Origin of the sequence: Flavobacterium gawalongense (genome assembly GCF_007097265.1) — a bacterium.
In the GTDB taxonomy this organism is placed as follows: domain Bacteria; phylum Bacteroidota; class Bacteroidia; order Flavobacteriales; family Flavobacteriaceae; genus Flavobacterium; species Flavobacterium gawalongense.
In genome coordinates, this window is the sequence record NZ_VJZP01000008.1 from 65,640 (window position 1) to 77,978 (window position 12,339).

A 12,339-nucleotide genomic window follows, 5' to 3' on the forward strand; every position below is an offset into this window, starting at 1 on the left:
TCGGTACTAATTATTTACTTTTACACAAATTAAAAAATGAGCATGAGTAACATACTTGAAGTTAATAAAGTCGTGAAGCAATACGGTGATTATGTGGCGCTTAACGAAGTTTCATTAACTGTTCCTAAAGGGAGTATCTACGGGCTTTTAGGTCCAAATGGAGCAGGAAAAACATCACTTATCCGAATAATAAATCAAATTACTTTACCTGATAGTGGCGAAATTATTCTGGACGGTGAAAAACTGCAACCCAAACATGTTCAATACATAGGTTATTTACCCGAAGAAAGAGGATTGTACAACACGATGAAAGTGGGTGAACAATGCTTGTATTTGGCTCAAATGAAAGGACTTTCTAAGGCTGAAGCCAAGAAACAACTCGAATATTGGTTTGATAGATTAGAAATTCAAGGGTGGTGGAACAAGAAAATTCAGGAACTTTCTAAAGGAATGGCACAGAAAATTCAGTTTGTAGTTTGTGTTTTGCACAAACCAAAACTGTTGATCTTTGACGAACCATTTTCGGGTTTTGATCCTGTAAATGCTACTATTATCAAAGATGAAATTCTGGCGTTAAGAGAAGAAGGAGCTACTATAATTTTCTCGACACACCGCATGGAAAGTGTAGAAGAATTATGTGATCATATTGCGCTGATCCATAAATCGAATAAACTGATTGAAGGAAAACTGGACGATGTCAAAAGACAATTTAAAGCCAATAGTTTTGAAGTGGGCATTTTATCGGATAATGTAGAAGGTTTGATGTATGCTATTACACAAAAATTCACTGTTGGACCGGCTAATTTTAAATCACTGAACAACGAATTAAAACTGGAAATTCAACTCGGAAATGCCACGCCAAATGAGTTGTTGAATATCCTTACACAACGTGGACAAGTAACGCACTTTGTAGAAAAAATACCAAGTGTAAATGATATTTTCATCCAAACAGTAACACAATAGATTGTTAGACTTCTTAGATTGTTAGGCTTTTTTGTAATCTTCTAATCTAATTGTTCTAAATAATCTAAGTAATCTAAAAATCTAAGCAGTCTAAAAAATGAGCATCATTTCATTAATCATAAAAAGAGAATTTATTGCCAAGGTGCGTAATAAATCTTTTATTGTTATGACTTTTTTAAGTCCGTTACTATTTGTGGGAATAGCAGCGTTTGTAGGTTATTTAAGCTCTATGAAAGCCGATACCAAACGAATAGCCATCCATGATGAATCGGGTTTGTTTGTCAAAGAATTTACTTCTAAAAATGATGTAAAAAGCGAGTACAAATACCTTGATTTGTCTTTAATAGATTTAAAATTCCTGAAAGACAGTATTGCAAACGAAAGTTATCAAGGATTGCTATATATCCCAAAAGCCAACAGCACGAAGGATTTTGAAAATAAAATCCAATTTATTTCGAATAACAGCCCAAGTATTTCATTTATTGAAAATATTCAGGATATAGTTGCAAGTAAACTCACCAAAACCAATTTGGTAAATGCACATCTGGATACACTAGCTATTAAAAATGCAGAATCTAAAGTGAATATTAGTTTGACAAAAGCATCAGGCGAAGAAAGTGTAAAAGGACTTAACGAAATCAAAATAGGCATTGGCGGAGCTTTTGGATATTTGATTATGATGTTTATTATCATCTATGGAAACATGGTGATGCGCAGCGTCATCGAAGAAAAAACCAGTCGAATTGTAGAAATCATTATTTCCTCAGTAAAACCATTTCAACTGATGATGGGAAAAATTATAGGAACTGCATTAGCAGGATTGCTGCAATTCTTTATTTGGGCAATAATCGGACTATCATTAATGTTTGCTGCTTCGGTGTTTTTTGGCATAAATGTGGGGCCAACAGCTAGAATTTCACCCGAATTAATGCAAGCAGCGCAACAAGAAATGACTGGAACTGCCCAAATGTACATTAAAGAATTGTGGAATTTGCCTATTGCAAGCATCTTGATTGGATTTGTGATTTATTTCATAGGCGGCTATTTTCTGTACAGTTCATTTTATGCGGCAATTGGGGCTGCAGTCGACAATCAAACCGACTCACAACAATTTCTGTTACCTATCATCATGCCATTAATGTTGAGTGTTTATGTAGGATTTTTTACAGTTATAAATGATCCACACGGGACAATCGCCGTTATCTTTTCAATGATTCCGCTTACCTCCCCAATCGTAATGCTGATGCGAATTCCGTTTGGCGTACCTTTGTGGCAAATTGCAATATCAGTAACATTATTATTCGGTACCTTCTTTTCAGTGGTTTGGTTTGCCGCCAAAATATATCGAGTAGGAATACTCATGTACGGCAAAAAACCAACATGGAACGAATTGTACCGATGGTTGAAATATTAATAACTTGGGTTGTTTCAGTATCCGTTAAAATTTAATTAATTTATGGAGCTATTTCCCGCTTTCCGTTGCAATCTTTTTATTTTTAAAGAAAAATAAAAAGGATTTCCACTATAATCGGATCGGGGCTAAAAAATAAAAATATGTCAAAAATACTAATCATAGAAGACGAGGCCGCTATTCGTAGAGTACTCACAAAAATACTCTCCGAAGAAAACGACACCTATCAGGTTGAAGAAGCCGAAGATGGTGCTGCAGGTTTTGAAAAAATAAAAAATAACGATTACGATTTGGTTTTGTGTGATATCAAAATGCCAAAAATGGATGGTGTTGAAGTATTGGAAGCAGTCAAAAAAATCAAACCTGAAATTCCTATGGTTATGATTTCTGGTCATGGCGATATGGAAACGGCCATCAATACGATGCGTTTGGGTGCATTTGATTACATCTCAAAACCGCCAGATTTGAATCGATTATTGAATACGGTTCGTAATGCTTTAGACAAAAAACAACTCGTAGTTGAAAATAAAATTCTGAAGAAAAAAGTCAGTAAAAACTACGAAATGATTGGCGAAAGCGAAGCTATCAATCATATCAAACTGATGATTGACAAAGTGGCACAAACTGAAGCCAGAGTTTTAATCACGGGGCCAAACGGAACCGGAAAAGAACTCGTTGCCCATCAATTACACGAAAGAAGTGAAAGAGCTAATTTCCCGTTAATCGAAGTGAATTGTGCAGCTATTCCATCTGAATTGATAGAAAGCGAATTATTCGGCCACGTAAAAGGGGCCTTTACATCGGCCGTAAAAGATCGCGCAGGAAAATTTGAAGCAGCTGATAAAGGAACTATTTTCCTGGATGAAATTGGTGACATGAGCCTTTCGGCGCAAGCCAAAGTATTACGTGCTTTACAAGAAAGCATGATTACCAGAGTGGGAGCGGATAAAGATATTAAAGTTGATGTTCGTGTGGTTGCAGCTACCAATAAAGATTTGAAAAAAGAAATTGCTGAAGGGCGTTTCCGTGAGGATTTATACCATCGTTTGGCTGTTATCCTGATAAAAGTACCATCATTGAATGACAGACGAGAAGATATTCCGATGTTGATTTCACATTTTGCCGATAAAATTGCTTCTGAGCAAGGAAACGCTATAAAAAAGTTTTCAAAAGAAGCGATTCATTTATTGCAAGAATACGATTGGACAGGAAATATCCGTGAATTACGAAATGTAGTAGAACGCTTGATTATCCTTGGCGGAAGCGAAATTTCCGAAAATGATGTGAAGTTATTCGCAAGTAAATAAAACTAATTTAATGATTTAAAAATTTAATGATTTAAAGATTTGGCATCTGTTTTAATCTTTCAATCTTTTCATTTTTTAATCTTTCAATCATAAGAAATGAAACTAAAAAAAATAAACGAAAAGTTACAGCAAGCCTTAATTGAAAACGGTTTAACCGAGGCCAATGCAATGCAACAAGAAACCTTTTCGACCTTAAAAAGTGGGGCAGATTGTATTATTATTGCACCAAAAGGAAGCGGAAAATCAACTACAATTGTGCTGAATGTAATCCAACAATTGGTTCGTGAAGGAGAAGAATCGCCTCGTGCTTTGATAATTGTTGAAGATAAAGCCAAAGTGCTGGAAATGGAAGAGCTTTTCGAGAAGTTTGGAAATTATACGGATTTGAGAGTATATGGTGTGCATGACAAAGGCGATATGGAATATGATAAAAATTATATTTCTACCGGAATAGATGTGTTGATTGGGACTCCAAATAAATTAAGCGAAATGTTTACCACTGCCGGTTATAATGTAAATCGATTGAAAATGTTTATTTTGGATGATGCAGACCCAATTTTGAAATTGCGTCATGAAACTAAAATCATGCGTATTTCGAATAGTATCACTAGAACGCAACGCATTATTTTCTCGGAACAATTCACAGAGCGAATAGAAATTCTTGCTGAAAAAATGTTGGTGGAGCCTTTTGAATTCGATTTTGATGGAAATGAAGAGGATGAAGACGAAGATGAAGATTTTGAGGATGAAGAAGATTTCGAACCTGAAGCAGGAGATGACTTCGAGGAGCAAGAAGGTGATGAAGAAAATGGTAATAAATAATTTATGCTCCGCAAAGTTTTCAACTTTGAGGAAGTGAAATTCAGTCTTAGACTGAAATAATTACAATATGAAAGAAGGCTACATTATCCGGGATCAATCAAAACCTCATTTTATAACGGCAACGGTTGTAGATTGGGTAGATGTGTTTTCTAGAAAAAATTATAAAGATTGCATTATTGAAAGTTTAGATTTTTGCATAAAAAACAAAGGGATGATTTTGTACGGATACGTAATTATGTCCAATCATATTCATTTGATTATTCAATCAGAAGAAAGTAAATTATCTGATTTGATTAGAGATTTCAAAAAGTTTACGGCAAAAACTATTTTAAATAAAATAGAAAACGGACCAGAAAGTAGGGCGGACTGGATGTTGAAACGATTTGAATTTGCCTGTAAGAGTCATACACGTAATGAAAAGTATCAGTTTTGGCAATATGGTAGCCATCCGGAAGAAATATTTTCCGAAAAATTCATGTGGTCTAAATTAGATTACATTCATATGAATCCAATTCGGACTGGAATAGTTTCAAAGGCTTCGCATTATAGTTATTCTAGTGCATCTAATTACGTTAATGATGAAGGAATCATAGAAATTACAAAAGTCGACAATCCGATAATTGACGTTTTAAAACCGTCTTCAATTACGAATAATTATATTTGGTAATGGGTTCAGAATAAAACTGAAAATAGTATTAAGTTAAAAAATAAAAAGGTCAGGAGACCTTTTACACATCCTCAAAGTTAGAAGCTTTGCGGAGCTAAAAAATTAAATATAAATAAGATGGGATTAATGAAAGTGTTTTCGGGAAGTGAAGTTTTAGCTTTAGCGTTGCAAGAGAGAATTGAAGCAATAGGAGTAGATACCGTTTTAAAAAACAACATACAATCAGCTCGATTGGGAGGTTTTGGAAATTCAGATTTAGCAGTGGAATTATTCGTTCAGGAAACGGAATTTGCAAAAGTGAATCCAGTTATTGAAGAATTCAGAATGAGTATTTAAAGATATTCGCAATAAAAAATATAATGAAATATAAAATGTTAGTTTTGGACATGGATGACACTTTGTTAGCCGATGACCATACCATTTCAAACGAGAATAAAGAAATGCTGCTTAAAGCACAGGAATTGGGTGTGCATATTATTCTGGCTTCCGGTAGGCCAACACCGGCAATGACTGCTTATGCCAAAGAATTACAACTGCATAATTCGTATATGATATCTTATAATGGCGCTGTTATTACGGATCTAAAAGAAGATAAAGTCATTTTCGAGCAAACCTTGACTCAGGAACAAATCCATGATTTATACGATTACAGTTTAAAAAGTAAAACACATATTATTACTTATTTAGATGGGAAAATTGTCAGCGAAACGGATTCTGAATATATTGAAATTGAAAAAAACATCACAGGTTTAGAACACAATAAAGTGCTTAGTTTTAAAGATGAGGTTAAATCCGCAGCTGTAAAATGTATTTTATTAGAAGAGCCAAGTTATCTAAAACAAGTAGAGGAAGATTTGAAAATTGCCATGCCACATCTTAGTGTAAGTATGTCAAAACCCTTTTTTCTTGAAGTAGCACAAAATGGGATTGATAAAGGAGCCAGTATAAAATTTTTGGCAGAAAAACTGAACATTCTTCAAAGTGAAATTATAGCTGTCGGAAACGCGGGTAATGATTTAACGATGATCCAATATGCAGGATTGGGTGTTTGGGTCGATAATGTAGATCCGAAATTGAGAGATAAAGGAGATGTTATTGTTGCCTCAAATAATAATCATGGCGTGGCTGAAGTAGTACGCCGATTTATTTTAAACTAAAAATTTCTTATACTAAATGACCTGATTTTAACTACACGCAATTGGGTTAGTATAATTAAAAAGAAGAAGGAGTTGTACCAAATAATAACTCCTTCTTGCTGATTAATTTAAAAGATTTTATTCCTTTTTAGATTCGTAAGTTACCATGTTAATATCAACAGTAATTTCCTTTAATCTTTTTGCAACTTTCTCAGGCATTTCTTCTTGAAATTGCCCACCTAAAACTCCTGCTAAGAATTTTTCGGTTTCGGCATACATTGCCATTCTGTTTATCGGTTTTGCAAATCCATGACCCTCATCATCGGCTAAAAGATAGGAAACTTGTTTTCCTTTGTCTCTCAAAGCTATAGCAATTTGATCTGCTTCTGCTTTTTTAACTCTTGGGTCGTTTGCCCCCTGAATAATTAGTAGTGGTTTTACAATTTTATCGGCACTAAATAAAGGGCTTGCTTCATGCATTCTTTTTTTACCTTCTTCTGTATTTGGATCACCAACCATTCCGTATAAAAATGCTCTGCCAGATTCCCAATAAGCTGGTATTGACTCTAATAATGTAAAGATATTACTTGGTCCAACAATATCAACACCACATGCATATAAATCTGGAGTAAAAGCTAAACCAGCCAAAGTAGCATAACCTCCGTAGCTTCCTCCCATAATAGCCACTTTGTCTTTATTTGCAATACCTTCAGAAATTAAATGCTTAACACCCCAAGTAATATCGTCCTGCATCAGTTTCCCCCATTGTAAATCACCAGCATTTAAAAATTCTTTTCCATAACCGCCACTAGCTCTAAAGTTAGGTTGTAGAACGGCATATCCTCTATTGGCTAAAAATTGTGCCTCAGCATCATAACCCCAAGTATCTCTTGGCCCTTTTGGTCCACCATGAACTAAAATTACTGTTGGTAAATTCATACTGCTTTTTCCAACGGGTAAAGTTAAATATCCTGTAATTTCTAAACCATCGCTACTTTTATAACGAATCGATTTCATTGGAGCTAAATATTGTTCAGCCTTTTTTAAAGCAGGTCTTGGTACATATTGTGAAAGTAATTCTTTGGTTTCTGAATTAAAAAAATAAACTTCAGGCGCATATTTGTCTCCCCAAACTGCTACCAAAAATTTCTTTTCGTCTTTAGTTTTGCTTTGAAAATCTACTTCTCTACCTGGAAATTTTGATTGTAAGAATTTGTAATTTTCTTTCCATTTTTTATCTTTCCATGTATAAACGGTTTTGTCATCGGTATAGGATGTAGAAATTAATTTTCGGGTTAATTCACTAACGTTTAGATTTCCGAAATCGACTCTGTTTTTCGGATCACTTTCTATTTTGGTCATTTTTTGAGTGTCCAAATCCATTAAAAACAGGGTTGAAAGATTTAAATCACCTTTATTGGTTACAAAATAGGCTTGTTTGTTGTCAGGTGTCCAGCTGGCGATATAAGCTTGTTCTGTTACTGATGTTTCATAAATCTGAGTGAGTTTATCTCCTTCTTTTTTAAATATTGTTGTAGTTCCTTTGTTATCGGTTTTAGAAAGTACTCTTAAATTTTCGTCCCAGTCAAAGTCATAACCTGTAACCCTGTCTTTGTTTTCGTATATTTTAGTAAGTTCGCCTGTAGAAATTTTAAGTTGGTATAAATCGTGCCAAGCCTTATCTCTATCATTTAAAGAAACCATCATCAAATCTGGATTTTTCTTGCTAACCAAGTTTATTTGTGCTGTAATTTCTTTTAAGGGGGTTAGATTTCTAGAAACAGGAACCGTGTTTACTTCTGCTGTTGTCATTGGGTCAACGGCAAAGACATTAACGTTTTCGTCGCCATTTTCATCTTTTACATACAAGATATATTTGCCATCGTTCGACCAGAAATAGCCATACATTGGACGTTTGCTATTGGTAAGCGGACGTGCTTTTTCAAAAGGTTCGTCAAATTTTTTAACCCAAATATTCATTATCCCTTCATATACTTTCATAAAAGAAATCCATTTTCCATCTGGGCTTAATTGTCCGCCAGAAATTTCGGGATTACCAAAAAATAATTCTCTGTCTAAAACTGGAATTGTTGTTTGATTTGTTTCGGTTTGAGCCATCATACTACTAATAGTGATTAGGAATACAAAGAGGCATAAGGTTTGTTTTTTCATAAAATAAAGTTTTAAATGGTTTAAAGGTTAGTCACTGTTGTAAAAAAAAAGTTACAAAATTTTATCTTTTTATTTCTAGGGTTTTCTTTGTAAATTTGCAAACTATACTTACATGGATATAAATATAATAATAAATTATGTAAGTAGTTGATTACCATTATGGGAAATAGAAAAAAAGTTGCTTTTTATACACTTGGTTGCAAACTGAATTTTTCAGAAACTTCTACGATTGCTCGTAATTTACAAGACGAGGGTTTTGATCGTGTAGATTTTGAGGAAGTGGCTGATATGTATGTTATTAATACGTGTTCAGTGACGGAAAATGCAGATAAGCAATTCAAGCAAGTGGTGCGAAAAGCAATGAAATTGAATGATAAGGCCTTTGTTGCTGCGGTAGGTTGTTATGCACAATTGAAACCGGAAGAATTAGCGGCAGTTGATGGTGTGGATTTAGTTCTTGGTGCAACTGAAAAATTTAAATTGGCGGATTATATCAATGATTTGTCTAAAAATGATTTTGGGGAAGTGCATTCTTGCGAGATTGCTGAAGCCGATTTTTATGTAGGTAGTTACTCGATTGGGGATAGAACACGTGCTTTCTTGAAAGTGCAGGATGGTTGTGATTATAAATGTACCTATTGTACGATTCCATTGGCGAGAGGAATTTCGCGAAGTGATGAACTCGAAAATGTGTTGAAAAACGCTAAAGATATTTCGGGACAAAATATTAAAGAAATTGTTCTTACTGGAGTAAATATTGGAGATTATGGTAAAGGAGAATTTGGAAATAAAAAACACGAACACACTTTCTTGGAATTGGTTCAGGAATTAGACAAAGTGGAAGGAATCGAAAGATTGCGAATTTCGTCGATTGAACCGAATTTATTGAAAAATGAAACCATAGAATTTGTGTCGAAAAGCAGAACTTTTGTACCGCATTTTCACATTCCGTTGCAATCCGGAAGCAATGATATTCTGAAGTTGATGAAGCGTCGTTACCAACGGGAAGTATATACCGAAAGAGTGAATAAAATACGGGAGGTAATGCCACACGCTTGTATTGGTGTGGATGTGATTGTTGGTTTTCCTGGTGAAACTGACGAACATTTCTTGGAAACTTATCATTTCTTGAATGATATGGATATTTCGTATTTGCATGTTTTTACGTATTCGGAACGTGAGAATACGGAAGCTGCAGCAATGGAAGGTGTTGTTCCCGCTAATGTTCGTGCGAAACGTAGCAAAATGTTGCGTGGTTTGTCTGTTAAAAAACGTCGTGCTTTTTATGAAAGTCAGGTAGGAACCAATAGAACAGTTTTGTTTGAAAGCGAAAACAAAGAAGGGTATATTCACGGTTTTACTGAAAATTACGTGAAAGTAAAAACACCTTGGAATCCGGAATTAGTAAATACCTTGCATGAAATTAATTTGACAAAAATTGATGAAGATGGAAGTGTACGAATGGATTTTGTAAATGTTTTAGTTTAAAAAAATTAAACACGAATTTCGTAATTCTATAGTTTAAATACAATTTAAACCATATAAGAAATATAAGTTCATTTAAGTATTGACTTAAATGAACTTATATTTCTTATATGGTTAACTAGTTAAGTCTCTTTTTTTAGTGTTCCGTTTGCCGGTACACAAAAAAGACAGTAAACTTATTTTTATATTATAACCTGTTGGGTGTAATTAGTTTTTAATTTTAATTTTCGTCAGTTCAGTGATTTTCATCAGAAAATTATATCGAGAACTAGAAAATTATTATTAAAAACGGTTCTCGATACATTTTTTGTTCCGTTTTACTCCACAAAAACACTACCATTGACGTTTTTATTTAATGTATTGAAAATTAATAATTTAACAAAATTAACATGCAAGAATAATACGTCATTTTATATTGCTTTTTTTGTAAAAAAATTAAGCCTCGAACTGACGTTTTGAATAATTGCACCCAACGGGTTATCTAAATATAAATAATAGTTTTGATTCATTCTTTTTTAGATTGAAATCTGCGTAAATCTGTAAAATCTGCGTGCAATTTTCACGCAGATTTTACAGATTTACGCAGAAAAAAAATTATAATTCTACTTCATTCAAAAAAAGATCTAAAAGTATTTGACTTAATCATTAAGTGCTTAATATTCTTAATTTATTTCAATGGTTTAGAAGTAAATAAAATATTTTTAAAGATTCAAAAAACGGTAAATAATTTAAGGATTCGTAGACCAAATACTGCTGTTTTTTATAAAAACGCGTCGGTTTAATTTGAGTTGTGCGATGATTAATTCGGCCATATCTTCTGATTGCATTACTTTTTCGGGATTTCCATCGGTCAATTTTAAATCTTTGGCCATATCAGTGGCAACCGTACTTGGCGTTAGAGCCGTTACTCGAATATTGTGTTTGCGCACTTCTTGCATCAACGATTCCGTTAATCCTAAAACGGCAAATTTTGAGGCACTATAGGCACTGGTTAAAGCATTTCCGCTTAATCCTGCTGTTGAGGAAATATTGATAATATCCCCTGTTTGTCTTTCAATCATATTAGGCAAAACAGCACGTGTTACATAATACGTTCCCATTAAATTTACTTGAATGATGCGTTCCCAAGCAGCTGGCTCTAATTCTAAAAAATTTCCAAAAGCGGCAATTCCTGCATTATTGATTAAGATATCAACGGTTTTGAAATCGTCTAACGCTTTTTCAACAGCTGAGTTTACAGAATTGATATCAGCAACATCGGCGGTTAATGCCAATGATTTTACTCCCAAAGCATTTACTTCTTGAGCTACTTCATCTAAATCAGCTTGCGTTCGTGCCAATAAAATAACATTTACACCTTCTTTTGCCAAAGCAATGGCAACTGCTTTTCCAATTCCTTTCCCTGCGCCAGTAATCAGGGCATTTTTATTTTTTAAGTCGTTCATCTTTATTTTTTATCTAATGTTAATTTATAAATATCCGTTTCTAATACATCAATATCCTTGTCTTCACAGAGCAGGAACTCGATTTTTTCATTGGAGTTTTTGAATAAAGTCAATCCTTCGAATTTATGGGTGCTACTGATTTTTTCAGTAAAATCGATTTCCATGGTTTTCAGGTTAATACTACCAATAAGACTTCCTAAAACTTCGCCGTCATCATAAGTGGATTGAGTGTCTTCGGCTGTTGCCAAAAAATAAATTTTATTATCCACTAAAACCGCATCTGTAAAACTGCTGCGAACTCCTATTATTTTAGGGAGTTTATATTCGTTTGAAAGAATATTGAAATCGTTTATCAAATTTTCTCCTTCGATAGTGAAAAGGACGTTTTTATTTGAGCTTCCGTTTCCTCTATTGAATAAAAACCAGCTTTCGCCATTATAAATTGCGCCTTCGATGTTAAAATCTTCGGGTTTTATTTTTCCGAAACTTTGCATGACTAAATACAAGTCAGCCAAATCAGTTGTGGTAATTACTTTTTTATTTTCGGAGTTAACTTGCACCATTTTGTTTCTTTTTTCGGTGGAACCGGAACCAAAAACATACAGGTTATCACCGAAATGCGTAATCGACTCAAAATCTGGTTTTTCTTTTTTAAGAATGTTTTCAGAAGGATTTTCTATTAATGGATGTCGTTTTAAATCGCCGGAATCAACATAATATTCATAAAGAAAACCGCTGTTGTCCCCAATAATCAGAAGGGTATTGTCTTTGTAAATGAGTCCTGAAGCAGAACCAATTCCGATGATTTGAAATAGTAATTCGAGTGTGAATTTTTCCATTGTATTTGTTTTGTAAACGAGTGCCTAGCCCAGATTACTTCACTTAATTTCTATTTTCATCGGAGTTCAGTGAACTCCGTTTGCAGTGGAAA

Annotated in this window: 11 protein-coding genes; 8 read left to right on the forward strand and 3 right to left on the reverse strand. The window is 34.0% G+C overall.

Annotated elements, in window-relative coordinates:
• The first annotated feature begins 42 nt into the window (after window positions 1-42).
• From FNW38_RS06470 to FNW38_RS06500, 7 genes are all read left to right on the forward strand, one after another.
• Window positions 43-963 carry an ABC transporter ATP-binding protein gene (locus tag FNW38_RS06470; protein WP_143388456.1) on the forward strand — a complete coding sequence of 307 codons (921 nt, stop codon included), beginning with the start codon at window positions 43-45 and terminating at the stop codon, window positions 961-963.
• A 97-nt stretch (window positions 964-1,060) separates the two neighbouring features.
• Window positions 1,061-2,377, forward strand: a complete 1,317-nt coding sequence (locus tag FNW38_RS06475; RefSeq protein ID WP_143388457.1) for an ABC transporter permease — start codon at window positions 1,061-1,063, stop codon at window positions 2,375-2,377.
• 140 nt (window positions 2,378-2,517) lie between these two features.
• Window positions 2,518-3,681, forward strand: coding sequence for a sigma-54-dependent transcriptional regulator (locus FNW38_RS06480; RefSeq protein ID WP_143388458.1), 1,164 nt, complete (start codon window positions 2,518-2,520; stop codon window positions 3,679-3,681).
• Window positions 3,682-3,777: 96 nt separating this feature from the next.
• Window positions 3,778-4,503 carry a DEAD/DEAH box helicase gene (locus FNW38_RS06485; RefSeq protein ID WP_143388459.1) on the forward strand — a complete coding sequence of 242 codons (726 nt, stop codon included), beginning with the start codon at window positions 3,778-3,780 and terminating at the stop codon, window positions 4,501-4,503.
• Window positions 4,504-4,570: 67 nt separating this feature from the next.
• Entirely contained in the window at window positions 4,571-5,170 is a 600-nt protein-coding gene (locus FNW38_RS06490; RefSeq protein ID WP_143388460.1) for an REP-associated tyrosine transposase, read from the forward strand.
• A gap of 117 nt (window positions 5,171-5,287) precedes the next feature.
• Window positions 5,288-5,506, forward strand: a complete 219-nt coding sequence (locus tag FNW38_RS06495; protein WP_143388461.1) for a DUF2007 domain-containing protein — start codon at window positions 5,288-5,290, stop codon at window positions 5,504-5,506.
• Between the two features lie 23 nt (window positions 5,507-5,529).
• The gene (locus FNW38_RS06500) at window positions 5,530-6,327 is read left to right on the forward strand and encodes a Cof-type HAD-IIB family hydrolase (RefSeq protein WP_143388462.1); all 798 of its coding nucleotides are present in this window, start codon (window positions 5,530-5,532) and stop codon (window positions 6,325-6,327) included.
• A gap of 117 nt (window positions 6,328-6,444) precedes the next feature.
• On the opposite strand, the gene FNW38_RS06505 is transcribed toward FNW38_RS06500, so the two are convergent.
• Window positions 6,445-8,478 (reverse strand): S9 family peptidase, encoded by a 2,034-nt coding sequence (locus tag FNW38_RS06505; RefSeq protein WP_143388463.1) that lies wholly within the window; start codon window positions 8,476-8,478, stop codon window positions 6,445-6,447.
• A gap of 159 nt (window positions 8,479-8,637) precedes the next feature.
• Between FNW38_RS06505 and mtaB the strand changes: the two genes are divergently transcribed.
• On the forward strand, window positions 8,638-9,966 hold the full coding sequence (gene mtaB / locus FNW38_RS06510) for a tRNA (N(6)-L-threonylcarbamoyladenosine(37)-C(2))-methylthiotransferase MtaB (protein ID WP_143388464.1): 1,329 nt from the start codon (window positions 8,638-8,640) through the stop codon (window positions 9,964-9,966).
• A gap of 725 nt (window positions 9,967-10,691) precedes the next feature.
• Here mtaB and FNW38_RS06515 read toward each other — a convergent pair.
• Window positions 10,692-11,408, reverse strand: coding sequence for a 3-ketoacyl-ACP reductase (locus tag FNW38_RS06515; RefSeq protein WP_143388465.1), 717 nt, complete (start codon window positions 11,406-11,408; stop codon window positions 10,692-10,694).
• Window positions 11,409-11,410: 2 nt separating this feature from the next.
• Window positions 11,411-12,247 (reverse strand): DUF6929 family protein, encoded by an 837-nt coding sequence (locus FNW38_RS06520; protein ID WP_143388466.1) that lies wholly within the window; start codon window positions 12,245-12,247, stop codon window positions 11,411-11,413.
• Window positions 12,248-12,339 lie beyond the last annotated feature (92 nt).

What these genes read in the sequence shown, in the direction of transcription:
- FNW38_RS06500 (WP_143388462.1), top strand. Translation starts at nt 5,530, where the DNA reads ATGAAATATAAAATGTTAGTTTTGGACATGGATGACACTTTGTTAGCC.
- FNW38_RS06505 (WP_143388463.1), bottom strand. Translation starts at nt 8,478, where the DNA reads ATGAAAAAACAAACCTTATGCCTCTTTGTATTCCTAATCACTATTAGT.
- FNW38_RS06475 (WP_143388457.1), top strand. Translation starts at nt 1,061, where the DNA reads ATGAGCATCATTTCATTAATCATAAAAAGAGAATTTATTGCCAAGGTG.
- FNW38_RS06490 (WP_143388460.1), top strand. Translation starts at nt 4,571, where the DNA reads ATGAAAGAAGGCTACATTATCCGGGATCAATCAAAACCTCATTTTATA.
- FNW38_RS06515 (WP_143388465.1), bottom strand. Translation starts at nt 11,408, where the DNA reads ATGAACGACTTAAAAAATAAAAATGCCCTGATTACTGGCGCAGGGAAA.
- FNW38_RS06485 (WP_143388459.1), top strand. Translation starts at nt 3,778, where the DNA reads ATGAAACTAAAAAAAATAAACGAAAAGTTACAGCAAGCCTTAATTGAA.
- FNW38_RS06520 (WP_143388466.1), bottom strand. Translation starts at nt 12,247, where the DNA reads ATGGAAAAATTCACACTCGAATTACTATTTCAAATCATCGGAATTGGT.
- mtaB (WP_143388464.1), top strand. Translation starts at nt 8,638, where the DNA reads ATGGGAAATAGAAAAAAAGTTGCTTTTTATACACTTGGTTGCAAACTG.
- FNW38_RS06470 (WP_143388456.1), top strand. Translation starts at nt 43, where the DNA reads ATGAGTAACATACTTGAAGTTAATAAAGTCGTGAAGCAATACGGTGAT.
- FNW38_RS06480 (WP_143388458.1), top strand. Translation starts at nt 2,518, where the DNA reads ATGTCAAAAATACTAATCATAGAAGACGAGGCCGCTATTCGTAGAGTA.
- FNW38_RS06495 (WP_143388461.1), top strand. Translation starts at nt 5,288, where the DNA reads ATGGGATTAATGAAAGTGTTTTCGGGAAGTGAAGTTTTAGCTTTAGCG.